This window comes from Curtobacterium sp. BNK-1, from assembly GCF_048685235.1.
Lineage (GTDB): Bacteria > Pseudomonadota > Gammaproteobacteria > Enterobacterales > Enterobacteriaceae > Pantoea > Pantoea agglomerans.
Map to the genome: position 1 here is coordinate 1212903 of NZ_JBLQTJ010000001.1, position 23803 is coordinate 1236705.

Annotated in this window: 26 protein-coding genes and 2 tRNA genes; 9 read left to right on the forward strand and 19 right to left on the reverse strand. The window is 55.6% G+C overall.

Annotated elements, in window-relative coordinates; translation table 11 throughout:
• Positions 1-75: 75 nt before the first annotated feature.
• Positions 76-1146, reverse strand: a complete 1071-nt coding sequence (gene ompA, locus ACMGGP_RS05735; protein WP_010255028.1) for a porin OmpA — start codon at positions 1144-1146, stop codon at positions 76-78.
• 350 nt (positions 1147-1496) lie between these two features.
• On the reverse strand, positions 1497-1988 hold the full coding sequence (gene sulA / locus ACMGGP_RS05740) for an SOS-induced cell division inhibitor SulA (protein ID WP_111533593.1): 492 nt from the start codon (positions 1986-1988) through the stop codon (positions 1497-1499).
• A gap of 210 nt (positions 1989-2198) precedes the next feature.
• Here sulA and ACMGGP_RS05745 point away from each other — a divergent pair, with 210 nt between their 5' ends.
• Entirely contained in the window at positions 2199-2828 is a 630-nt protein-coding gene (locus ACMGGP_RS05745) for a TfoX/Sxy family DNA transformation protein (protein WP_022625925.1), read from the forward strand.
• Here ACMGGP_RS05745 and yccS read toward each other — a convergent pair.
• Both yccS and ACMGGP_RS05755 read right to left on the reverse strand, forming a co-directional pair.
• A complete protein-coding gene (gene yccS / locus ACMGGP_RS05750) occupies positions 2825-4984 on the reverse strand; it encodes a YccS family putative transporter (protein WP_031592830.1) in 2160 nt (719 codons plus the stop codon). The two genes, ACMGGP_RS05745 and yccS, sit on opposite strands and share 4 nt — an antisense overlap.
• Positions 4968-5408, reverse strand: coding sequence for a YccF domain-containing protein (locus ACMGGP_RS05755; RefSeq protein WP_167429951.1), 441 nt, complete (start codon positions 5406-5408; stop codon positions 4968-4970). The genes yccS and ACMGGP_RS05755 overlap by 17 nt, the downstream gene beginning before the upstream one ends.
• A gap of 123 nt (positions 5409-5531) precedes the next feature.
• Here ACMGGP_RS05755 and helD point away from each other — a divergent pair, with 123 nt between their 5' ends.
• Positions 5532-7586, forward strand: coding sequence for a DNA helicase IV (helD, locus tag ACMGGP_RS05760; protein WP_124889831.1), 2055 nt, complete (start codon positions 5532-5534; stop codon positions 7584-7586).
• A gap of 1 nt (position 7587) precedes the next feature.
• Here helD and mgsA read toward each other — a convergent pair whose 3' ends face one another.
• Together mgsA and ACMGGP_RS05770 are read right to left on the reverse strand one after the other, a co-directional pair.
• On the reverse strand, positions 7588-8046 hold the full coding sequence (gene mgsA / locus ACMGGP_RS05765) for a methylglyoxal synthase (RefSeq protein ID WP_010246657.1): 459 nt from the start codon (positions 8044-8046) through the stop codon (positions 7588-7590).
• A 69-nt stretch (positions 8047-8115) separates the two neighbouring features.
• Positions 8116-8757 (reverse strand): YccT family protein, encoded by a 642-nt coding sequence (locus ACMGGP_RS05770; RefSeq protein WP_010669788.1) that lies wholly within the window; start codon positions 8755-8757, stop codon positions 8116-8118.
• A 176-nt stretch (positions 8758-8933) separates the two neighbouring features.
• Here ACMGGP_RS05770 and ACMGGP_RS05775 point away from each other — a divergent pair, with 176 nt between their 5' ends.
• On the forward strand, positions 8934-9353 hold the full coding sequence (locus tag ACMGGP_RS05775; protein ID WP_010669789.1) for a CoA-binding protein: 420 nt from the start codon (positions 8934-8936) through the stop codon (positions 9351-9353).
• A 31-nt stretch (positions 9354-9384) separates the two neighbouring features.
• Here the strand turns inward: ACMGGP_RS05775 and hspQ are convergent, their stop codons facing one another.
• Positions 9385-9702, reverse strand: a complete 318-nt coding sequence (gene hspQ, locus ACMGGP_RS05780; protein WP_010246651.1) for a heat shock protein HspQ — start codon at positions 9700-9702, stop codon at positions 9385-9387.
• A 59-nt stretch (positions 9703-9761) separates the two neighbouring features.
• Positions 9762-10952, reverse strand: a complete 1191-nt coding sequence (rlmI, locus tag ACMGGP_RS05785; RefSeq protein WP_022625919.1) for a 23S rRNA (cytosine(1962)-C(5))-methyltransferase RlmI — start codon at positions 10950-10952, stop codon at positions 9762-9764.
• 85 nt (positions 10953-11037) lie between these two features.
• Between rlmI and yccX the strand changes: the two genes are divergently transcribed.
• The gene (yccX, locus tag ACMGGP_RS05790; protein ID WP_498798259.1) at positions 11038-11316 is read left to right on the forward strand and encodes an acylphosphatase; all 279 of its coding nucleotides are present in this window, start codon (positions 11038-11040) and stop codon (positions 11314-11316) included.
• On the opposite strand, the gene ACMGGP_RS05795 is transcribed toward yccX, so the two are convergent.
• Positions 11317-11643, reverse strand: coding sequence for a TusE/DsrC/DsvC family sulfur relay protein (locus tag ACMGGP_RS05795; RefSeq protein WP_022625917.1), 327 nt, complete (start codon positions 11641-11643; stop codon positions 11317-11319).
• 104 nt (positions 11644-11747) lie between these two features.
• Complete coding sequence (yccA, locus tag ACMGGP_RS05800; RefSeq protein ID WP_003850014.1) at positions 11748-12401, reverse strand: FtsH protease modulator YccA; 654 nt, start codon at positions 12399-12401, stop codon at positions 11748-11750.
• 220 nt (positions 12402-12621) lie between these two features.
• On the opposite strand from yccA, the gene ACMGGP_RS05805 reads away from it, so the two are divergent.
• The 3 genes from ACMGGP_RS05805 (at position 12622) to agp (ending at position 14839) form a co-directional block, all read left to right on the forward strand.
• Positions 12622-12709: transfer RNA gene (locus ACMGGP_RS05805), tRNA-Ser, on the forward strand.
• A 67-nt stretch (positions 12710-12776) separates the two neighbouring features.
• A tRNA-Ser gene (locus ACMGGP_RS05810) sits at positions 12777-12864 on the forward strand.
• A gap of 271 nt (positions 12865-13135) precedes the next feature.
• Positions 13136-14839, forward strand: coding sequence for a bifunctional glucose-1-phosphatase/inositol phosphatase (gene agp, locus ACMGGP_RS05815; protein WP_174819587.1), 1704 nt, complete (start codon positions 13136-13138; stop codon positions 14837-14839).
• A gap of 65 nt (positions 14840-14904) precedes the next feature.
• On the opposite strand, the gene ACMGGP_RS05820 is transcribed toward agp, so the two are convergent.
• Genes ACMGGP_RS05820 through wrbA form a run of 3 tightly spaced genes read right to left on the reverse strand, consistent with a single transcriptional unit; the run spans position 14905 to position 17181 of the window.
• Complete coding sequence (locus ACMGGP_RS05820; RefSeq protein ID WP_122889031.1) at positions 14905-16278, reverse strand: NAD-dependent succinate-semialdehyde dehydrogenase; 1374 nt, start codon at positions 16276-16278, stop codon at positions 14905-14907.
• A gap of 53 nt (positions 16279-16331) precedes the next feature.
• Positions 16332-16562 (reverse strand): YccJ family protein, encoded by a 231-nt coding sequence (locus tag ACMGGP_RS05825; protein WP_010246639.1) that lies wholly within the window; start codon positions 16560-16562, stop codon positions 16332-16334.
• A 19-nt stretch (positions 16563-16581) separates the two neighbouring features.
• Entirely contained in the window at positions 16582-17181 is a 600-nt protein-coding gene (wrbA, locus tag ACMGGP_RS05830; protein WP_022625914.1) for an NAD(P)H:quinone oxidoreductase, read from the reverse strand.
• Positions 17182-17481: 300 nt separating this feature from the next.
• Between wrbA and ACMGGP_RS05835 the strand changes: the two genes are divergently transcribed.
• Positions 17482-17655, forward strand: coding sequence for a con-10 family general stress protein (locus ACMGGP_RS05835; RefSeq protein ID WP_010246636.1), 174 nt, complete (start codon positions 17482-17484; stop codon positions 17653-17655).
• 96 nt (positions 17656-17751) lie between these two features.
• Complete coding sequence (locus ACMGGP_RS05840; RefSeq protein ID WP_010669796.1) at positions 17752-18666, forward strand: DMT family transporter; 915 nt, start codon at positions 17752-17754, stop codon at positions 18664-18666.
• Positions 18667-18670: 4 nt separating this feature from the next.
• Here the strand turns inward: ACMGGP_RS05840 and rutG are convergent, their stop codons facing one another.
• Genes rutG through rutA form a run of 6 tightly spaced genes read right to left on the reverse strand, consistent with a single transcriptional unit; the run spans position 18671 to position 23610 of the window.
• Positions 18671-19999, reverse strand: a complete 1329-nt coding sequence (rutG, locus tag ACMGGP_RS05845) for a pyrimidine utilization transport protein G (protein WP_010669797.1) — start codon at positions 19997-19999, stop codon at positions 18671-18673.
• Positions 20000-20045: 46 nt separating this feature from the next.
• Positions 20046-20561, reverse strand: a complete 516-nt coding sequence (gene rutF / locus ACMGGP_RS05850) for an NADH-dependent FMN reductase RutF (RefSeq protein WP_029518970.1) — start codon at positions 20559-20561, stop codon at positions 20046-20048.
• Between the two features lie 19 nt (positions 20562-20580).
• Complete coding sequence (gene rutD, locus ACMGGP_RS05855; RefSeq protein ID WP_498798260.1) at positions 20581-21390, reverse strand: pyrimidine utilization protein D; 810 nt, start codon at positions 21388-21390, stop codon at positions 20581-20583.
• Positions 21390-21785: a pyrimidine utilization protein C gene (gene rutC / locus ACMGGP_RS05860; RefSeq protein WP_033766884.1), complete on the reverse strand. Its 396-nt coding sequence runs from the start codon at positions 21783-21785 to the stop codon at positions 21390-21392. The genes rutD and rutC overlap by 1 nt, the downstream gene beginning before the upstream one ends.
• Before the next feature lie 20 nt (positions 21786-21805).
• On the reverse strand, positions 21806-22522 hold the full coding sequence (gene rutB / locus ACMGGP_RS05865; protein WP_022625911.1) for a pyrimidine utilization protein B: 717 nt from the start codon (positions 22520-22522) through the stop codon (positions 21806-21808).
• A complete protein-coding gene (gene rutA / locus ACMGGP_RS05870) occupies positions 22519-23610 on the reverse strand; it encodes a pyrimidine utilization protein A (protein ID WP_010669800.1) in 1092 nt (363 codons plus the stop codon). The genes rutB and rutA overlap by 4 nt, the downstream gene beginning before the upstream one ends.
• Positions 23611-23803: the final 193 nt, after the last annotated feature.

Here is a 23803-nt window from a genome sequence, read left to right on the forward strand (position 1 = left end):
CTTCATCTCTCAGTCCGGTTTTATTACCGGCATAAAAAAACCCCGCCTTAGCGGGGTTTTTTATTACGTATAAACTTAAGCCTGTGGCTGAGTTACAACGTCTTTGATACCTTTAACGTCGATTTCTACACGACGGTCCGGCGCCAGGCAGTCGATCAGGGCATTACGGCCTTTCACGCTGTCACAGGTGTTGCCGGTAACTGGGTTAGATTCACCCATGCCACGTGCAGAGATCTTGTTAGAAGGAATACCTTTAGATACCAGGTAATCTACGACTGACTGAGCACGTTTCTCAGACAGTTTCTGGTTGTACTGCTCTGAACCGATGCGATCGGTGAAGCCCAGTACGACAACGGAACCATCTTTAGGATCCATTGAGCTCAGCTGGCTGTACAGCTGATCCAGAGCCTGCTGGCCTTCTGGCTTCAGGGTAGATTTGTTGAAGGTGAACAGAACGTCAGACTTCAGAGTGAAACGCTTGGTTTCAACAACTGGAGCTGGTGCTGGAGCCGGAGCTGGCGCCGGAGCAGCGACGTCATCCTGACCGAAGCGGTATGAAACGCCTACGCTCAGCATGCCGTTGTCTGGACGAGTACCAACGGTCTGTGCATCACCGATGTTGTTAACCCACTGGTAATCCAGACGGGTAGCCCAGTTTTTGGTCAGCGCATATTCAACACCAACAGCAGCCAGCGGAGATACGCCGGTGTCGTGGTCGCTGATGCGGCCAGTAGTTGGGTTAGTCTGCGTTGAGTCTGCACGCCATACCATGCCGCCCAGACGAGTATACACGTCCAGATCGTCATAGATTGGGTAGCTCAGTTTAGCAGCCAGCTGAACGCCCTGTGCTTTGAATGCGCCGTTAGTCACGTTGCCTTTGTTAGGCATGCGACCCAGCCAGTCATAGCCCAGCTCGAAGCCCAGGTATGGATTTGCCTGGTAACCAACGAATGCACCTGCACCCAGCTGGCTTTCATGAGTTGGACCGTCATTGTTTTCGTAACCGTTACCGTAGTAACCAGTGTCGTGATACTGAGACCAGCCCAGTTTAGCACCGGTGTACCAGGTGTCATCTTTCGGAGCGGCCTGCGCTACGGTAGCGAAGCCAGCCAGTGCCACTGCAATTGCGATAGCTGTCTTTTTCATTTTGCGCCTCGTTATCATCCAAATAGGCAATGAGCAAAAAGGTTGCTCTTGGTTTAAATCCTTCGCCGGGTCAAAACGCTCGCTTATGACTCTACCGCAAAAAACGGAGGTTATTGAGCACCCTGGCGAGCTAAAGTCTACAACGAGATTGGAAACTTACAAGTATGATGTGAGGCGCTTATGTAAAAAAACAGCGATTTATACACAATTTCTAACAATTAGGCTGGTCTTATTGCCGCGGCAAAAAGCCCTAAAAACTTGCTAAACCATTGTCAACGCTCGAACTAACAGAATCAGTGGTTTAGCTGCGACAGATAAGAAAAATAGCTTGGGAAACTTCTGATTTTTACTTAATGAAACAAATCCGACTGAATTTTTATCGCAGTTTGCGGTCTGAGAGGCGCTTCTGATGTCCCGCTTGCACGCAAAATCAATCCTAACGCTTCACCCTCTGCCGCCGCATTTTCAAGTTGACGTCGTTCATCTTCGTCAAGATCGTAAGGAATCCATGCCAGAACGACACTGTAATTTCCTGTACGCAATGCTTTAACCATCGCTTCAACCGCATTCAGACGTTCAGAATCGGCGATATGCATACTTTTATCCAGTGGTAATCCTGATTCCTGCAGCCAGGTGCGATTCAGTTTATATGCCGGTGTTAACCACAACTGCCAGCGCGATTGCTGACTCAGCTGCTGCAATAATGGCAACAGTAACATCTGCATCATACCGGGCTGTTCGCTGTAGCGTAACTCAGTAATTCCACCGCCCTGAGAGGCCGAAACGGAAGAGGACGCATAATGATGAGCATAGCGTGCATTATTAGGATGTTGTGTTCGCATAAGTTAATCACCAGCAGTGGACTGTATGAATATACAGTACTGTCATCCTGGATAAAGATCAACCCAAATTTCTGAAAACGCCTCGCAAAATCGCGACAAGATTAGTTGAAACGCTATTTATTCATTGAACCCGTTGACGCTTTTTTTTATCTTCTAATTACCTGATACCCAAGGTAATTTACGATATATTTCTTACATGGAGGTGGTGCAATGAAAAAGGTGAATCCGGTTGTAGAGCGCTCCAGAGCGCGCCTGGCCCCATTAGGAACAATAGAGTCGCGCACCCAGTTCGGAGGCTATGCCCTGGCTGTAGAAAGTGTGGTTTTTGCCTTAATTAATAAAGACGAACTCTATCTGCGTGCCAGTGAACCTTTGCGGGAATACCTTACAGATCGTCCGCTGCAACCCCTGATTTTTCGCAAGCGCGGCAAGCTGGTGAGTCTCAATTACTTTCGGGTCGATGAGGCGTTGTGGCGCGACCCTGACCATCTGCTGGCGCTCTCCGCTGCCTCTTTAGAAACGGCGCAGCTGGAGTTGCAGGACCGACAATCCTCACCGCGGTTAAAAGATCTGCCAAATCTCAGCGTACGTATGGAGATGATGCTGTACGAGGCGGGCGTCATGAGCGTCAATCATCTCTACCAGATGGGGGCTAAACAGTGCTGGCTGAAGCTTAAAGCGATCAACCAGCACGTTGGGTTCCAGACGTTACTTGCGCTGCAGGGGGCCATCACGGGCCACCATGCTGCCGCGCTGCCGCAGGCGACACGGGCGGAGCTGAATGCGTGGTTCCAGCGCACGCTTTTATCAAACCCCAATCTCAGAAGCGGCGAAGGCTAATCAGTGATTAGCGTGCGGCGCAGGCGAGCCACATCGGGCATTAAGGCCACCAGCAGACCGAGTTGCTGGAGCACCAGCGGCGCACGCGTATCCGCATCTGCGGCCAGCTGGCTGATTCGCTGAGCCAGTTGATGGCGCATCGTTTCTACGTGCTCATCGCTGACAACTTCCGTTTGCAGCACATCCTCCACATAGCAAACCGTATCATCCAGCAATGTCAGCAGTTCGGGTGCGGTAATTTTATCGCGGTGAGCGCCCAGCGCAGAAATGTAACTCAGAAACGAATGGTTGGAGCAAAGCAGTTGAAAAGCCGAATCGCGCAACTTCTGGCTGGTGCGACTTTCACTGCTCATGTTTGAGACCACTGACGCCAGTTCAGCATCCGCGTTATGCGCATCACGCCGTGCAATGCGATAGGCGAGACGGTTATCTTTGCCCTGATGATATTGCTCCATGATCGCGTCCAGATAGCGGCAATTCGCTTTCAGCGTTCGTTCTGCCACGGCAGGTAACTGACGAAAGCGCCAGTCTGGCCAGATAAACGCGACAGCCAGCCAGGCCAGCCCACAGCCCAGTAGGGTATCCACTACCCGCGGCAGGGCAACTTCAAATCCTTCACCCAGCAGGTTAAAGCAGAGCAGCACCAGCAGAGTGATAAACAGCGTGGCCTGTGCATACTGCACCTGCCTGAAAGCGAAGAACAGGACGCCCGTGATCACTATCAGGATTAACTGACCCTCAATCGAAGGCACCAGCCATAAAACGGGCAGACCAATCGCAATCCCCGCCAGCGTTCCGCCGATGCGCAAGGCCAGTCGTCGCTGCGTTGCATTGTAGTTGGGCTGGCAGACAAACAGGCTGGTCAGCAAAATCCAGTATCCCCGCTCCAGCCCGGTTACCTGAATAAAACCATATCCAATACAGAGCACCACAGACATGCGAACCGCATGCCGGAACAGCGCCGATGCGGGCGAGAGGTGTCGGCTGAAGCGCAGCCGGATATCACTCCAGCCACTCAATCCTTCGCGTGACAGCAGATTGTCACTGTGCTGAGGATCTTCACCGGCCAGCGTCTGTTCTGATTCGATCGAAGCAAGCTGTGCGTCGATGGCGCGCAGGTTGCGCAGCAGCCAGAAAAGAGCACGGGTATGCGTAGCGTCAGGATCATGCTGCTCCAGACGTTCTATCGCTTTCTGTAATCGTTCAAATGCACGCTCAAAACGGCTGTCATGCACCCACCTTTGACGCATCAGAATGCAATGTGCCAGCTGGCGACAGGCCTGAGCCTGCATATTCAGCAGGCGCTGAAAGCGAAACAGAATTTCGTTGTAGCGCCAGTCGCCGCGCAGCAGATGATATTGCAGATGGGAAGAGCTGGCCCGTTCATGGATATCCTGCGCCACAAAGTAGTAGTGCAGACTACGGCGGGTGCCGCGCGACCCGCGATCGCCGCGCAGACGACTCTGCAGTGTGGTCTTGGTCAGATTAAGTTGCGCCACTAACTGGCTGTTGACCATCGCCGCATCGATAAACGCGGCATCATCCTGATCGCCTGCGTCGGGATCGAAAAGGTTCGCTTTGGCATCAAGGTAACGCGCCAGTTGTGAAAAACTCCCGGCCAGTTGCTCCTGCACCGGCCGGACCGGAAACATCAGATGGCCCAGTAATGTCAGCAGGTTGTACCACAGCGCTCCGACCAGCAGCAGCATCGGCTGCATATACCACTGGCTGAACAGTCCGATGCCGAGCATGGTATAGACCGCAATCAGCAGAGCACCAAAGGCGATAGTCGCGTAGCGCTGGCCAAGGGCGCCCAGCAGAATAAAGCCCCAGGTCGAGATTGCCAGCCCGATAATAAAGGCGAATGGATAGGGAAACAGTAACTCGACTGAAACCGAGGCGATGCAGAAGCAGAGCAGGGTAATCAGCAGATTCTTCAGGCGACCGGCCAGGCGATCATCGAGATCGGCCAGCGCAGCAGCGACCACTCCCAGCGTCAGAGGGATCGTCCACTCAATCTGATGCAGCCACCAGGGAATGGCGGCGCAGCCACTCAGTGCAAACAGGATCCGCAGCAGATAGCGCCACGTACTGTTAAACAGATATTTGCGCCAGCCTGGCACGGCATCCGACATCATATTAATAGCGGCGGGCATTGGCTTCGCGCGCGGCGCGCGCCTCTTCCACTGATACCACCCTGCGGCCAACCGGCCAGAGCGCGATAGCGGCGATCTTAAAGTTCGCAATCCCTACCGGAATACCGATGATACTGATGCACTGCACAATCCCCACGGAGATGTGCGAAAGGCAGAGCCACCAGCCAAAGAAAACCAGCCAGAAGATATTCAGAAAGGTGCCGCCGGTATTCAGAATATGACTCTTACTTTCCGGACGCAGCACATCAACATGCACCGCCTCGTTGCCAAATGGCAGCAACGAGAGTTTGGTGATTTCCCAGCAGGAGCGGGTCAGCGGCAGGGTAAAAATCAGCACGATGCTGATTAACGTGGCAAACAGCCAGCTCAGGGTGGTGAAAAAACCGCCCAGAACAAAATTAAGAATATTTAAAACGGTGCGCATGATCTTCTTTTCCTTTTGCATTCCGCAAGATGTGACGCCAAGTTTAGCCTGTTTTAAGGCTGGAGCGCTAAGGGTCTGACAGGTAAACTCCCCCTAATCCTATTCTCTGACGTTGGTGTCGGCGTGGAACTGAAAGCAACCTCGATGGGCAAACGGCTTGCCCAGCATCCTTATAATCGTGTCCGTTTGATGGCGGCAGGCGTCGAAGTCAGCGGCGATAAGCATGAGTATCTGATCCCCTTTAACCAGTTACTGGATATCGCCTGCAAGCGCGGGCTGGTGTGGGGCGAGCTGGAGTTTTTGCTGGCCGATGAAAAAGTGGTCCGCCTGCATGGCACGGAATGGCAGGAAACGCAGCGCTTTCACCACTATCTGCTGCAGGCCTGGCAGAGCTGGAGTCTGGAGATGAGCGCAGTGTGCCGCGAGGTGCTGCAGGCGCTACGCGACGAAATCGAGGCGTTTGGCGCGCAGGATCGCTGGCTGAACCGCCACGAGTTGCAGGCGCTGAAAACCAACATCCTCAAACAGTTCGATGCATTGCCGATGCCGCTCTCCCGCTTAAAAGATTTTGCTGACTGCCGGGATAACTGGCAATTCTGTCAGCGCTGGCTGGAGCAGGGTGAAACGGCGTTGCGGCAGCGAAACCGCGACTGGACGGCCGCCATGCTCACCCGCTATCAGGATTTCTTTGCCAGCGTCGAGAGCACGCCACTCAATCAGTCGCAATGTGAGGCGGTGGTTAATGGCGAGAATTCTCTGCTGGTGCTGGCAGGCGCGGGCAGCGGTAAAACCTCGGTGCTGGTGGCTCGTGCAGGCTGGTTAATGCAGCGCAAGCTGGCCAGCGCCGATCAAATCCTGTTACTGGCATTTGGCCGCCAGGCGGCTGAAGAGATGAACGCACGTCTCCAGTCGCGGCTCTCCGCCGCTGACATCCAGGCGCGGACTTTCCATTCTCTGGCACTGCATATTATTCGTGAAGGCAGTAATAAGCAGCCGGTTATCAGCAAACTTGAGAGTGATGCCGATGCGCGTCGCACGCTGCTGATCCAGCAGTGGCGGCAGCAGTGCCATGAGAAGAAGGCGCAGGCAAACGGCTGGCGTCAGTGGCTGCGTGATGAACTGGAGTGGGAGTTGCCCGAGGGGCCATTCTGGGAGGACGACAGGCTGGCAAACCGGCTGGCGTCACGGCTGGAGCGCTGGCTTGGTCTGATGCGCATGCATGGCGGCGCGCAGGCAGCGATGATCGCCGACGTGCCCGAAGAGATCCGCGATCTCTTCAGTAAGCGCATTAAACTGATGGCACCGTTGCTGAAAGCGTGGAAGAGCGCATTAAAAGAGGAGGGCGCGGTCGATTTCTCAGGTCTGATTCACCAGGCGATTGCCATTCTGGAAAAAGGACGGTTTATCAGTCCGTGGAAACACATTCTGGTGGATGAATTCCAGGATATCTCGCCTCAGCGTGCCGCGTTGCTGAGCGCATTGCGCCAGCAGAATAAGCGTACCGCACTGTTTGCTGTTGGCGATGACTGGCAGGCCATCTACCGCTTTAGTGGGGCGGAGATGACGCTGACGACGGCATTCCATCACTATTTTGGTGAGGGAGACCGCTGCGTACTAGACACAACCTACCGTTTCAACGACCGCATCGGCGACATTGCCAACCGGTTTATACAACAGAATCCGCAGCAGCTGGCAAAACCGCTGAACAGCGTCACCAAAGGCAATAAAAAGTCGATTTCGCTGCTGGCGCAGGATCAGCTGGAAGCCTTGCTGAACAAACTCAGCGGTTACGCGAAGCCTGATGAGCGAATTCTGCTGCTGGCGCGTTATCACTATCTGCGGCCGGATTTACTGGATAAAGCCAGAACCCGCTGGCCAAAGCTCAATCTGGAATTTATGACGATTCATGCCAGCAAAGGTCAGCAGGCAGATTACGTCATTTTGCTGGGATTACAGCAGGGTAAAGAGGGCTTCCCGGCAGAGGCGCGCGAATCGATTATTGAACAGGGCTTATTACCGCAGCCAGAAGCGTTCCCTGATGCAGAAGAGCGCCGTCTGGCCTATGTGGCACTGACGCGCGCGCGTCAGCAGGTTTTTCTGATGTTCGATAAGGCAGCGCCGTCACCGTTTGTCGATCACTTCCGCGAGCTGGGTGTGCCGGTGCTGCGTAAAGCCTGAGTTACTTCAGACGATCGGCCAGATAGCGCTGATAGTCGGGGATCATAATCTCTACACTTTGCGCAAACAGTGGCGACTGAATGATAAAGTCAGCCGTGGAGCGGTTAGTGGCTACCGGGATATTCCATACGGTAGCCAGACGCAGCAGCGCTTTGACATCCGGATCGTGCGGCACTGCGTTGAGCGGATCCCAGAAAAAAATCAGTGCATCGATCTTCCCTTCCGAAATCAGCGCACCCACCTGCTGATCGCCGCCCATCGGGCCGCTCAGCATGGCTGTCACATTCAGACCCGTATCGCGATTGATCAGATTCCCGGTAGTGCCGGTAGCATAGAGGATGTGCGATTCCAGCGCGGGCTGGTTTTGTTTCACCCAGTCAAGCAGGGCAGCTTTGCAGTGGTCGTGGGCGACCAGCGCGATATGTTTTGTGGTGCCGAGGGTACGAACAGTCTGTTCCATAAAGGCGTCCTGGTAAGGCTCATGCGCAAGAAGAGAGAGCACGAGTGTACCTCTGGCCTTTCGACTCTATCAACTCGTACGTAGCATTTTGACCAGCGTCAGAAGCTGCTGACGCGTGGCTTCATCGAAGCGGTGAAACCAGCGGTGCAGCGAGGGCAGTTCGGCCTGAGTAGTCCAGTCCAGATCGGCGGTAAGCCGGACGGAAGAGGGCGTTGCAGAAGGGGTATTTGCAAACCGCGGCACAGAGGCAATCTGGCGGGTGCGATTATAATTCAGCATCGCTTTTTCCATATCTGCGGATGTGGTGACCGGCAGGTGGTCGCGCACGCTGGTAATCTCCGTGCCTTTTTCATCCACCAGCTGAAAGTTCAGGCTGCGGTCAAAATGATAACGCTCGCGTTTTGTCTCCAGCGCAGGCAACCGAATGGTAATGGTTTTGGCAACCGCGGTGAACGTGACAATCATCGGTACCGACTGATAAGCGATGACGTTCTCATTCTGACCTTTGCGCTGCTGCTCTACCCGAAACAGAAACTGATGCTGACCGCGGTCCAGCTCCAGGCTGTCTGCACCTTTGAGAAGGGAGCCTGAAATTTTTCGACCATCCAGCACCAGCAAATCGATCTGAGGATCGAGCTTTAATGTGATGGCAGAACAGGACGCCGAAACGAGGAGGGTAATTAACCCCGTTACAGCCAGCGACAGCTTCATTTCAACTCCGGTAACTGAAGACACAAAGGATGGTGTGTAGCAAATTCTTACATTATGGCAGTTAATTTACATTTAAACATATTTATTCGTGCGCGGGTTCAATTAATTTTGCTGAGGACTTACCCGCTAAAGGGCACGCCAATCTACACTCAACACTGGCCTGAAAGGAGATAAACATGAACGATCAGACAATTCGTGAGGTGCTGACGCGCACCCAACGTATCGCCTTAGTCGGAGCAAGCGATCGCCCCGAACGTCCCAGTTACGGTGTGATGAAATATCTGCTCGACCAGGGATATGAGGTGATCCCGGTCAGCCCGAAACTGGCAGGGAAAACGCTGCTGGGGCAGCAGGGGTATGCCAGCCTGGCGGATGTACCGGGCAAGATTGATATGGTGGATGTCTTTCGCAATTCTGAAGCCGCGTGGGGCGTGGCCCAGGAGGCTATTGCCGTGGGGGCAAAAACATTATGGCTGCAGCTGGGTGTGATTAATGAGCAGGCGGCGGTTCTGGCACAGGATGCGGGCATGACGGTAATTATGGATCGCTGCCCGAAGATTGAAATTCCGCGCCTGGGAATAACGCGTCAGAAATAATGAGTGTGGCGGCAGAGCGTGCCGCCACAGATTAATGTCGCAGATGAGGTGCCTGTAATTGCTGACGTACCGATGCTGCCAGCTCATCCATTGAAGGCTGCTCAGGGTGTTCAATGCTGGTTTCGCCGGAAAGCTGAATCTCAGCAACGTAGGTATGTACCTGATCGCCTTCCTCATCTTCCATCACCACATGATACCAGGGCGCGGTGCGCATTTTCTCTTCCGCGCCAACATCTTCAATTTTAGGCTCATCTAACGAGTATTCAGGATCGACATCGACGATAACGCCCAGTACGCCGGACAAACGATGACGAACCTGCTGACCAATACCAAATTTACTGGCAATCATTGTGACCTCCGAAAAAAAAGCTCTCTTACCAATATGGGGGCAGGAGCCGTTTTTTCAAGTCACATGACGCGGCAGGCGAAACCTTTCAGGTAGAGACCTTCCGGATAGCTGGCGATCACCGGATGATCTGCGGCCTGGCGGAACTGCTCGATAAACTGTACTTCGCGGCCCGCATCCAGCGCGGCATCGGCGATAATCTTCTGGAACAGATCGGTGGCCATCAGACCGGAGCAGGAGAAGGTCATTAATACGCCGCCCGGATTCAGTAACTGAATGGCGAGCATATTAATGTCTTTATAGCCGCGACAGGCGCCCATCAACTGGCTTTTGTTTTCAACGAACTTTGGCGGATCCATAATAATCAGATCAAATTTCTCGCCACTGTCACGATAACGGCGCAGCAGTTTGAAAACATCATCACGCTCAAATTGCGCGCGGGAGAGATCCAGCTCATTGAGTTCAACGTTCTGACGGGCAACGTCCAGCGCCTCCTGGGAGGTATCCACGCTGATCACTTCTTTACAGCCACCCATCAGCGCAGAAACCGCGAATCCGCCGGTGTAAGAGAAGCAGTTAAGGACGCGGGCATCCTGTGCGTAACGACGCGTGGCGAGACGGCTATCACGCTGATCAAGGTAATAGCCGGTTTTGTGACCGCCCTGGATATCCACCAGCAGCTTCATGCCATGTTCGGTAATCGGCAGCAGCGGCGGTGGCAGTTCACCGGTAACGGTGCCCTGCGTCAGCGCCAGCCCCTCTTTCTTACGAACGGCGACGTCAGAACGGTCATAGATGGCGCAGCCAGGGAAACAGTGCTGCAGGGCGGTGATGATCGCTGCACGCTGATATTCTGCGCCTGCTGAGAGCAGCTGCATCACTAAAAAGTTGCCAAAGCGGTCAATGGTGACGCCCGGTAAACCATCAGATTCACCGGCGATCAGGCGATAGCTGTCCAGACCATCGCGGGCCGCCAGCCATTCGCGCCACTGCTGTGCCTGTTCAAAACGGCGGACAAAGAAGGCGATATCGATGGATTCATCGGCCTGCCAGCTCCAGACGCGGGCGCGGATCTGCGACTCGGGTGAATAAGCGGCGCGAGCCAGCCATTTACCGTTGCTGTCACAAACGTCAATGGTTTCACCCAGTTGCGCTTTACCTTCCAGACGCGCAACGGCACCTGAAAAGACCCATGGATGGCGACGGAGCAGGGACTTTTCACGTCCCTTTGCGAGAATCAATCTGACTGTCATAGTTTGCTATGCTTACCTGAAAAAATGAGGCGCCATTGTCCGGTGGATAACGGGAAATTGCAACGAACAGCAGCAGGAGAGAATAATGTCAGCAGCCTGTTTTAAAGCATGGGTTCATGGCCGCGTCCAGGGCGTCGGGTTTCGTTACAGTACTCAGGCAGAAGCCAGGACGCTGGGCGTACTGGGCTATGCGCGAAATCTGGATGACGGCAGTGTCGAGGTGCTGGCCTGGGGTGAGGCGGAGCAGGTCGATGCGCTGATCGCCTGGCTTAAAGCGGGCGGGCCACGCAGCGCGCGCGTTGAAAAGGTGCTGGTGGAGCCGCACCAGCCCGTAGAGCCACCCCGCGATTTTACGAGCGGTTAATTACAGACATTTCGCCGGTTTAGGCAGGCCGGCGATTTTCGTCGCCTGTTTAGCCGGCCCTTCAGGGAACAGGCGGAACAGATAGCGGCTATTGCCTTTCTCTTCGCCATATTTCTGCGCCATCGCCTTCACCAGCATTCGCACGGCGGGTGAGGTGTTATATTCCAGATAAAAGGCGCGCACAAAATGGACCACTTCCCAGTGTGCTTCGGTCAGGGTCAGGCCTTCCTGCTCAGCGATGTGGACAGCCAGTGCTTCACTCCAGTCGCCGGGATGCTTCAGATAGCCTTCGGCATCGACGACGATTTCGTTACCGTTAAAATTCACGTGACATCCTCTTAGTAAATGACGGCGCAGTTTATCAAACCTGGCGGGCAGTAAAAGCAAAAACCCCGCCGAAGCGGGGTTTTACAGGCCACTGTCACTGCGGATTAGTTACTGCGGGCAAACCCCAGCAGGCTCAGCAGGCTGACAAAGATGTTATAGAGCGAAACATAGAGGCTGACCGTCGCCCGGATGTAGTTGGTTTCGCCACCGTGAATGATGTTGCTGGTTTCCCACAAAATCGCACCGGCTGAAAACAGAATGAACAGGGCGCTGATGGCCAGATGCAATGCAGGCAGCTGCAGGAAGATGTTGGCTACCACAGCAACCAGCAACACAACGAAACCTGCCATCATCATGCCGCCGAGGAAGGACATATCACGACGGGTGGTCAGCACGTAGGCCGAACAGCAGAAGAACACCAGCGCCGTGCCGCCCAGCGCCAGCGCTATCACGTCACCCATGCCTGCGGTTAAGAATGAGCTCAGGATAGGCCCCAGGCAATAACCCAGGAAGCCGGTAAAGGCAAAAGCGGCCAGAATGCCCATCGGGCTGTTAGCCAGACGGTAGGTTAAAAACATTAAGCCATAGAAGCCAACCAGCATCAGGATTAAACCCGGCGCAGGCAGGGCCAGCAGGGTGCTGGCGGTAGCCGTAACGGCCGAGAAGGCCAGGGTCAGTCCGAGAAGAAAATAGGTATTGCGCAGAACTCTGTGCGTAGACAGCAGTGAGGACTGCGATGAGGTGACAATTCTTTCCATGTTGCGCTCCTTTAAGCAGAACACCAAATATGTGCCGAGAATACGCAGGCCATTAAAGAGGGAAAAGGCGTTTTACCCTTCTTTACGCGCTAAACTGCTAATTGTTTGAGCAGAGTGGCGATTTTGACACCGAAAAATCACAATCTGGCTGTTTTTCAGGCGAATAGACAGATAGGTGCTTTACATCCCTAAACGGGGTGTTTATAGTGCGCGTCATTGCGGAGGGGTGGCCGAGCGGCTTAAGGCAGCGGTCTTGAAAACCGCCGATGGGAAACCATCCGAGAGTTCGAATCTCTCCTCCTCCGCCACTTTATCTGCCCTGGGCAATAAAGCGGCAAAAATAGATGTTTTGCCAATGCAGTACAGTTTCAAAACGGAGGGGTGGCCGAGCGGCTTAAGGCAGCGGTCTTGAAAACCGCCGATGGGAAACCATCCGAGAGTTCGAATCTCTCCTCCTCCGCCACATTTTACAGGCCAGCACGCAGTGCTGGCCTGTTTCGTTTCTGCTCTCTCTGTTACTTCTTCCTGTCCGAAAAAAGCGTGCCACTCTCTGTGACGCGTGGCTGCGCATTCATCTCTCCGGTGCATCTCTGCTATAGTCCACTCACCGTTTTTGCAAACATCTGGCGCTTTTCTGAGGCGAGCTGAGTTACACTGTTGATTACATCGCTCTGAGGCGAGCTAATGGGTTGATAGCCAGAGTGTTTCTTTACTGAATGAATGGAATAGGCACAATGATCAAGAAACTGAGTCTTTGCGCATTGTCAGTGCTCGCTGCATTGCCGGTCGGAACGGTAGCATTTGCTGCTGAGGGTGATATGCAGTTGCAACAGGTGCTGATGTTAAGTCGTCACAATCTGCGTGCACCGCTGGCTGATAATGGCAGCGTGCTGGCGCAGTCGACCAAAAAGAGCTGGCCGCAGTGGGATGTTCCCGGCGGACAGCTGACCACGAAAGGTGGTGTGCTGGAAGTCTACATGGGTAACTATACCCGTCAGTGGCTGGCACAGCAGGGCCTGGTGAAGAACGGCAGCTGTCCTGACAGCAATAACGTCTTTGTTTACGCCAACAGCCTGCAGCGCACTGTGGCCACCGCCCAGTTCTTTGTTAATGGCGCCTTCCCGGGCTGTGACGTCGCTGTTTCTCATCAGGATGAAATGGGTTCCATGGATCCTATCTTCAATCCGGTTATCACAGATGGCAGTGAAGCATTCAATAAGAAAGCGCTGGCTGAGATGGCCGCTGCAAATGAAAAACTGTCGCTGAAGCCTGCCTTCCAGCGCCTGGAAAAGATTGTCGATTACAAAGCATCGCCTGCCTGCAACAATAAAAAGCAGTGCGACCTCAGCAGTGGTCAGAACACCTTCAGCGCTGAAAATGGTAAAGAACCGAATGTCAGTGGCCCGCTGAAAACGGGGAATTCCCTGATGGATGCGTTCACGCTGCAATATTACGAAGGTTTCCCGCTGGATCAGGTTGCATGGGGCCAGATCAAAACGCCTGAGCAGTGGAAAGAGCTGTCAGCGATTAAAAATGGTTACCAGGATGCGCTGTTTACCAGCCCGGACATTTCCCGTGAAGTGGCGGCACCGCTGGTGGACTACATCCGCAGTCAGTTAGTGGATCAGGACAAAGCCAACGCGCCAAAAATTACGCTGATGGTAGGCCATGACTCAAACATCGCCTCGCTGCTGAGCGCGTTGCAGGTCAAGCCTTATGAACTGCCTGATACCTTCGAAAAAACGCCGATTGGCGGTCAGGTTGTTTTCGAACGCTGGCATGATGCGAAAAATGATAAAGACCTGCTCAAAGTTGAGTATGTCTATCAGAGCGCCGATCAGCTGCGCAACGCAGACGTGCTGAGCCTGAAGAACCCACCGAAGCGCGTTACGCTGCAGCTGGCGGGTTGTGAGACCGATGCAAACGGCTATTGCAGCTGGGATCAGTTCTCTCAGGTGCTGAATGCTGCGTTGCAGGGCACGCCAATGCAGCCAGTGGCGGCACCACAACCGGCAGCCCAGTCTGACGACGACACTGCGAAAGCCGCAGCGACCAATGATGCTGCTGCTGATAAGGCTGAAGCGGATAAAGCGACCGCAGCCAAAGAGAAGGCTGACGCCGATAAAGCTGCCGCTGAGAAGTCTGAAGCGGATAAAGCCGCCGCTGAAAAAGCAAAAGCGGACAAGGCAGCAGCCGATAAAGCTGCGGCTGAGAAGGCAAAAGCGGACAAGGCAGCAGCCGATAAAGCTGCGGCTGAGAAGGCAAAAGCGGACAAGGCAGCAGCGGATAAAGCCGCCGCTGAGAAAGCGAAAGCGGACAACGCGGCAGCGAAATCAGCCAGTGCCGATAAAGGTGCGGCTGACCAGGCTAACGCCTCGAACACGCCTGCAACAGCGCACAACGACGACTCAAAGTCAGCAGCTGTGGCAACACAGTAATCGCGCTATCCGGCTGATAATAAAAAACCCCGTCGAGACGGGGTTTTTTTATGGCTGCAAGGCGATTAACCCGCCACGACCACCAGTTTCTGGTTAGCAAACTCTTTAATGCCCAGATCAGACAGCTCACGGCCATAACCTGAACGTTTCACGCCACCAAAGGGCAGTTCCGCTGAGGTGTCGCTCTGAGAGTTGATAAACACCATGCCGGTTTCAATGGCAGAGGCCAGTTTACGACCGCGTGCAATATCGCGTGTCCAGACCGAGCCGCCCAGACCATAGTGAGAGTCGTTCGCCAGCGCCACAGCCGCCTGATCGTCCCCTATGACATAAACCTGCGCGACCGGACCGAAGAACTCCTGATAATAGGCGGGATTATCCGGAGTAATGCCAGTGAGAATGGTTGGCTGATAATAGCAACCTGCACCTTCAACGGCTTTGCCGCCCGTGACCAGTTTTGCGCCATTGGCGACGGCTTCGTCTACCTGTTTCACCAGACGGTCACGCGCGTCAGCGGAGGAGAGCGGGCCAAGCGTAGTCTTCTCATCCAGCGGATCGCCCAGCGTAGCGGAACTCAGTGCAGCGCTGAACTGGCTGATAAAGCGATCGGCAATCTTCTCATGCAGAATAAAACGTTTTGCGGCGGTACAGACCTGTCCGCAGTTGCTGAGGCGAGCCTGCACGCCCTGACGTACCGCTTCATCAAGATCGGCATCATCCAGCACCACAAACACGTCATTGCCACCCAGCTCCAGCGTCGATTTCTTAAGATGCTTACCGGCCTGCTCAGCCACGGCGCTGCCCGCGCGCTCGGAACCAGTCAGGGCGACACCCTGTACGCGGTCGTCAGCAATCAGATCGGCGACCTGATCGGTGGAGATGAACAGGTTAGTCCAGGCCCCTTCAGGCGCACCCGCTTCACGAACCAGCTTCTCAAAGATATCGGCACAGTGCGGCACGATATTGGCATGTTTTGCCAGCACCGGGTTACCCAGCGCCAGGTTAGGTGCCAGCACGCGCATCAGCTGATAGTAAGGGAAGTTCCACGGCTCGACGGCGACTAAAACGCCAATCGGGTGATACTCAACCCAGGCTTCGCCCAGATCGCTGGGATAGGACTGCGGCTGCAGAATACGTTCCGCATTCTCTGCGTAGTAGCGGGCAATCTGCGAGCAGATTTTCACTTCTCCGCGGCTCTGACCAATCAGTTTACCCATCTCTTTACTGGCGATGGTGGCCAGTTCTTCCGCGCGGCTATCAATCAGGTCAGCCAGTTTTTTCAGTACCTGCAGACGCGGCTGAATATCACCTTTGCTCCATGAAGAATGGAAAAGGCGATCGGCCACTTCGAGGGCATGGCTGACGGCGGCTTCATCGTGTGACGGCCAGCTTTTCAGCAACTGGTTGTTTGCGGGATTAATGCTTTGATAGGAAGACATAGCGTACTCCTTGGTGAGCTAAAAATTGAGGGCGGGAAAGTCCCGCCCCTGAATCAGACGTTCTTACGTTCTACGGGCTTGTCATCCCAGGTCAGGAGATCTTTATCGGTTTTTTCAAAGGCGCGAATCAGCACGTCATCACTGCCTTGCTGACGCCAGATCTCTTCTGCCAGTTTTTCATCGTAGTCAGCCACTTCGAAAATGGCCTCGGCAATTTCAGGGGAGGTATGACGCAGACTTGCCCATTCGCCAACGTGATGTGCTTTCGATTGTTCAGTAGACATACTTTTCTCCTTGATTAAATCAGTCCTGCAGTTTGACGGTCAGTCCGGCAACATGTTCGCCCTGAAAACGGGCGATATTCAGTTCCGCTTCGGTAGGCTGACGCGAACCATCGCCGCCCGCCAGGGTGGTGGCTCCATAAGGCGTTCCACCGCGAACCTGTGAAATATCGAACAACTCTTTGGTTCCGTAGCCGATTGGCACAATCACCATGCCGTGATGCGCCAGGGTGGTCCAGACAGACGTGATGGTCTGTTCCTGACCGCCGCCGGTGCCGGTTGAGGTAAAGACGCTGGCAACCTTGCCAAACAGCGCGCCTGACGCCCAGAGTCCGCCGGTGCGATCCCAGAATGTCCGCATCTGTCCGGCCATGTTGCCGAAGCGGGTCGGGGTACCGACGATAATTGCGTCATAGTGCGGCAGCACCTCAGGCGTGGCTTCTGCTGCCTGCTGATCGGTTTTGCCGCCCACCTGGGCAAAGCGATCGGCCTCCATCGTTTCTGGTACCCGCAGGATATCCACTTCCGCGCCGGGAACCCGACGAGCGCCTTCTGCAACCGCGTTCGCCATTGTTTCAATATGTCCGTACATCGAGTAGTAGAGCACCAGAATCTTAGCCATTGATCTCTCCAGATGGTTTTGACGTCCAGAAAAAGTATAGAAGAGCTTTCGTTTTACGCAGGCGATGCCGAAGCCGGAACGGAGGAGTCGGGCAATAAATCAGCAGCTAATCGGTTGTAAGTCGGCAGAGTGTTCGTTGTTTAGCCAAATTTCTGGTGATTACTCTGTTGCTAAATGTGACTGGCGGACGAGTGAAAGGATAATCTGGCTATTATTTAAACATGGGCTGAGCTCGCGTTTCGGGCCGTCAGCCCTCTGTTTTTAATTCTTAATTATCGCACTACGCGACAGGAGCAAATCATGACAACACATCGTGGGGGTTCTGGAAATTTTGCTGAAAACCGTGAACGTGCCGCAGAAGCGGGACGTAAAGGGGGGAAAAACAGCGGCGGTAATTTTAAAAACGATCCGCAGCGCGCCGCGCGTGCCGGGGAGAAAGGGGGACGCAGCAGTCCTAAAAAACCGGACGCATAACCCCACACTGCCGCCGGTTGAGACCGGCGGTTAACGTCGTTGCTTTTCCCCCTCGCTCTCCCCACAATATTGTCCGGACACATCATCAGGTGAATTATGTCGGACACACTCCGCGGTTTAACCCTGCGCCTGACGCGGCAGGAGCTGGTATTACTTTTCATAACCATGATCTGGGGCGGCACCTTTCTGGTGGTGCATCGTGCGATGCAGCACTCCGGCCCGTTCTTCTTTGTCGGCCTGCGTTTTGCCACCGCCGCGCTGCTGCTGGCGCTCTTTTTCCGCCGCTATCTGGCAGGCATGACCTGGCTGGAGGTGAAAGCGGGCGCGCTGATTGGCCTGTCGATCGCCGGGGGCTATGGTCTTCAGACGTGGGGAATGCAGACCATTTCCAGCAGTCAGTCCGCCTTTCTCACCGCGCTCTATGTCCCTGTCGTGCCGTTGCTGCAATGGCTGTTTCTGCGCCGTCCGCCGGGATTGATGTCGTGGCTGGGGATTGTACTGGCGTTTACCGGCCTGCTGCTGGTGGCCGGGCCGCAGGATGGTCGCATCACTCTGAATGCAGGTGAAATAGCGACGCTGATCAGTACCCTGGCGATCGCCGCCGAGATCATCTTAATCAGCCGCTATGCCGGTAAGGTCGATGTGCGCCGTGTGACCCTGATCCAGCTGGCGGTGGCATCGCTGTGCGCCTTTGGTCTGATGATCCCCAATGGGGAAACGGTGCCTGCCATCTCAACGCCGCTGCTGCTCAGCGCGCTGGGGCTGGGTGCAGCCAGCGCCCTGATTCAGGTCACCATGAACTGGGCGCAACGCAGCGTTTCGCCAACCCGCGCTACGGTGATTTATGCCGGGGAACCGGTCTGGGCCGGCGTCGTGGGGCGTATTGCGGGTGAGCGCCTGCCTGCGCTGGCGTTGCTGGGCGGCGCGCTGATCGTCTGCGGGGTGATCGTCAGTGAGCTGCGGCTGAAACGAAAAAAAGCGGTGCAGCCTGCTGCCACACCGCTGGAGTAGGTCGTTAACCCTGCTGTCGCGCCAGTGGCTTGTCCTGCTTTGCCGCACTGCGTCGGCGCAGAATCGCATTGAGGATAATCGCGCCAAAGGTGGCGGTACCGATACCCCCCAGCGTGAAAGAACCGATTTTCAGCGCGAAATCCCCGGCTCCGAGCACCAGTGTGGTCGCCACCATGATCAGGTTACTGTTCTGGCCTAAATCAACATGGTTCTGTACCCAGATGCGGGCACCCGCTACCGCAATCAGCCCGAACACTACAATGGATGCGCCGCCAATCACCGGGGCCGGAATAGTGTGGATCAGCGCACCAAACTTCGGCGAGAAACCGGCGAGGATGGCGATGACCGCCGCGGCGACAAATGCCAGCGTAGAATAGACTTTGGTCACCGCCATCACCCCGATATTTTCGGCATAGGTGGTGACGCCACTGCCGCCGATTGAGCCGGAGAGCATGGTGGCCAGGCCATCGCCAACAAAAGCGCGTCCCATGTAAGGATCGAGATTGCGTCCGGTCATGCCCGCCACCGCTTTCAGATGCCCGAGGTTTTCAGCCACCAGAATGATCGCCACCGGGGCGATAAGCACCATCGCCTGCAGATCAAAGGTGGGAGCGGTGGTGTGCGGCAGACCAAACCAGGCGGCCTGTGACAGCAGGGTAAAATCGACCGGCTTACCCAGCCCCAGACCGTTGGTCAGCAGTGCATAGATCGCCCAGGCCAGAATCAGGCCGACCAGAATCAGCAGTCGCTGAATCATCCCGTGGGTAAATACCGCTACCAGACCAATGCAGAGTACGGTCATCACCGCAACCCAGCTGTCGAATGACGAGGCGGAGACGCTGTGAACCGCAATAGGGGCCAGATTCAGCCCGATAGCCATCACCACCGCACCGGTCACGACCGGCGGCATCAGATTTTCAATCCAGCGCGTGCCGGACTTCATCACCACCAGACCAATCAGCGTGTAGAGCAGGCCGCAGGCGATCACGCCGCCCAGCGCCACGCTGAGATTGGGATTCAGCCCCTGACCACTGAAGCCGGTTACCGCAATGACCACGCCGACAAAGGCAGCGCTCGACCCGAGATAACTGGGCACCCGACCGCCGGTGATAAAGAAGAACAGCAGCGTGCCTATACCCGAGACCAGAATGGCCAGATTGGGATCCAGCCCCATCAGCAGGGGCATCAGCACCGTTGCGCCAAACATCGCTACCGCATGCTGTAAACCCAGCACCAGCGTCTGCCCCAGAGGCAGGGTCTCATCCGGGGCGATAATACCGTTTTCTGTTAATGCCGACTTCTTTTGCCATTGCGGAAACCAGGATCGTGCCATCGTCTACTCCAGAGCGTTATGAATGCCGGTGGGATTCAGGGAAGCGTTAACAGGCATCCTGCCGCAACAGGGGATGGTATCCCCGGTCAAACCACGCCAGACCGTGGGTGTCATCATTGCGCACTAACCCCACGACTTCGCAGAACAGCGTGTCATGCGTACCGACGCTGACAATCTGAGTGATGCGGCAGTCAAAGGACGCGACGGCGCCGCTCAGCACCGGCGAGCCGGTCACGGCCGTTGACCACTCAGCGGCAATAAAACGATCAGCCATTGGCGTTTTGCCGCCGAACAGATTGGAGAGCGTTTCATGGCCCGCCGCCAGCGTATTGACGCAGAGCTGCATGTTTTCGCGGAACACCGGGTAAACCGAGGCAGAGCGGTTAAGGCAGACCAGCAGCGTCGGCGGCGAATCCGTGACGCTGCACACCGCCGAGGCCGTAAAGCCTGCGCGTCCGGCCGGGCCTTCAGTGGTGATGATGTTGACCGCAGCACCCAGCCGCGACATCGCATTACGAAACTCAGTTTTCTCAACGGCAGGGGTAAGGGTATCCAGGCTCATCGTGTTCTCCGCGAAAAGGTTATCCGACGACGCGCTGCAGCGGCTGCACGTCATCAGTCTGATCCAGCCACAGCAGCAGCAGGGCATTAAAGTTTTCGGGGGCGGTGACGCTCATGGCGTGGCCGCCCCAGGCCATCATCTGTTCAGTCGCATTGGGCAGGGCCGCGGCCAGCTCAGTGGAGCAGCTCCACGGCACCAGCAGATCGTCCTGGCTGGCAATCACCAGCACCGGTTGTGGAATGGCAGCAGCCCGCGCGCTGAAGTCGGCGCTCATCAGGGCGTGCAGCCGCCGCATCAGATTTTCCATCCCCTGAAAATGTGCGACGTGATGGCTATCTTCCTGATCCAGCCGTGTCTGATGCTGTGCCATCCACTCCGCAGGATAGAGAAACAGCGGCTGAGCGCGGACAAATGCCTCGACGCCGACGTTGAGCAGCAGGTCCTGACGTACCTGAAAGCAACGACGGGTATGGGGATGCAGCGTCAGCCAGCCATTGATCACCGCGATCCGTTCGATCCGATCCGGATAATCCAGCGCCAGCTGCATCCCCATCAGACCGCCAAGCGCGTGACCGATCAGGCTGAAGCGCAGGATGCCGTGCTGCGCCAGCGCGGCGGCCAGTTCCGCCGCCATCATCGCCATGCTGTAGCCTTCCGGCAGGCTGTCAGCGCTGCGACCGGTGCCGCGCTGGTCATAGGTCACCACGCGATAGCGTGCCGTTAGCGCGGCCAGCTGCGGCTGCCAGAAACCCGCCACGCCGCCCAGACCGGATGAGAGCACCAGTGTCGGTGCATCGGGATTTTGCAGACCCAGAATATCCAGCTGCATCAGACCTCCGCTTTGCCGATGTGCGCCACGCTGGCGATCTCAATCAGCGCATCAGGCTTGACCAGACCGCACTGAATACAGAAGCGCGCCGGTTTTTCGCCGGGAAAGAACTCGGCATAAACCTGATTCACCGCGGCGTAGTTCGACCAGTCGGTGATAAAAATCGAATTAAACGTCACATCGGTCATGCTGCCACCGGCGGTCTCGATCACCTTTTTAATGGTTTCCAGCACGTGGCGGGTCTGCGCTGCGGCATCACCCACATGCACCACGTTGTTGTCAGCATCAAACGGCAGCGTACCCGAGACATAGACCACGCCATCCGCCAGCGTGCCGGGAACGAACGGGGCAATGGGGGTGGTGGTGCCTGGCGGAACAATAATACTTTTCGGCATAGCGTCGTCCTTATCGTGGATTAGCGGGCATTCAGGCTTTCGCAGAAGGTATCGACATCCGATACCCAGCCAAAAAAGGTTTCGATATTGAACAGGGCAGCCTGCTGAGCAAAGGGCGGGCCGGCCTGATAAGTGGCGTCTTCCAGCACCACGCCGAAGTACTCCAGAAAGAAGCCGTCGCGCAGCGTCGATTCAACGCAGACGTTGGTCGCGATGCCGGTAAACATCAGATGACGGATCCCGCGGCTGCGCAGCATGCTGTCGAGCGGGGTGTTATAGAAGCCGCTGTAACGTGATTTCGGCAGCACGATGTCACCGGGTTGCGGCACCAGTTCATCGACCAGCGCGTAATCCCAGCCGCCTTTCGACAGCAGCGAGCCCTGCAGTTCAGGCCGTTTACGCATGGTTTTCAGGGCATTCGATTTGTGGAAATTGGGGGAACCGGCGTCGCCCGCTTCTACATAGTCACTGTCCCAGCCGTTCTGGAACCAGATGATCTGGACACCTGCCGCACGGGCTGCCGTCACCGCCTGATGGATTTTCGCAATCACCGGCTTGGTGGCGGAAACATCGAAGCCCGCCAGATCGAGATAGCCGCCTTCAGTGGCGTAGGCGTTCTGCATATCCACGACAATCAGCGCGGTCTGGCCAGGCGGAAAGGCGATCGGCTCTGGCCGCGCCGGCAGTTCAACCTGGGGAACATCCGGCGTGTGAGCACAATAAACAGTAGCCATCATGCCACCTCCTGCTGTGCGTCGAGCAGGGCGCTGCGACAGGCCATCAGCGGCTGAATGTGCTGCCCGAAGTTCTCGATACCCTGCAGGAAGTCATCAAACGTCAGCAGCACGCCGTGGGTGCCTTCGACCTGCGCAACCTCATCCAGCATCCGCGCCACGCTGGCATACGACCCCACCAGGGTGCCCATATTGATATTGACTGCCGAGGTCGGATCCGCCATCTGGCGCACATTGGTGTCGCTGCCCGATTTGGTGTCCTGCTGACTCTGAGTGGTAAGCCAGGAGAGCGCCTCTTCATCCGCACCGGCTTTGTAGTGTTCCCACTTCGCCCGCGCTTCTTCGTCCGTTTCAGCAGCGATGATCATAAACAGCACATAGGAGCCGACATCGCGGCCCGCTTTTTCAGCGGCCTGCTTCATGCGAATCGAGGTAGAGCTGAACGCGGCAGGCGTGTTAACACCTTTACCAAAGCAGAAGTTGTAATCGGCGTGCTGAGCAGAGAAGGCCATACCGGCATCGCTCTGTCCGGCGCAGATCACCTTCATCGGGCGCTGCGGCTGCGGACTCACCCGGCAGTCGTTCATGGTGAAGAACTCACCTTTAAAGTCCGATTTTCCGGTGCCCCACAGGTCGCGCAGCACGGTAACGTATTCGGTCAGATAAGCGTAGCGGCTGCTGAAGTACTCATCGCCAGGCCACATTCCCATCTGTTCATATTCCGGCTTCTGCCAGCCGGTCACCAGGTTGACGCCAAAGCGACCGCCTGAAATGGAATCGATGGTGGACGCCATGCGCGCCACAATCGCCGGAGGCAGCGTCAGGGTGGCGGCGGTGGCGTAGATCTCAATGCGTGATGTCACGGCGGCCAGGCCTGCCATCAGGGTGAACGATTCGAGATTATGATCCCAGAACTCGGTTTTTCCGCCGAAGCCGCGCAGTTTGATCATCGAGAGCGCAAAATCGAAATGGTAATGCTCTGCTTTCAGCACGATCGCTTTGTTCAGTTCAAAGGTCGGCATGTACTGCGGCGCATTGGACGAAATCAGCCAGCCATTGTTACCAATCGGAATAAAGACGCCTATCTTCATGTGAAACCTCGTTGCGATGGGGGAAAGGTGTTTCACGCGCTGCACTGCATCCTGCATCGTCCGTGTGGGCCGCGCTCAGTCACAATTCTGCAAACGGTGTGCCACTTTTTTTAATGTTTTATATAACAGTGAGTTAAAATTAACCCGAAAGAGGTAAGTGGAGTAACTGGTCCATTTCAGACCGTCTGGTCAA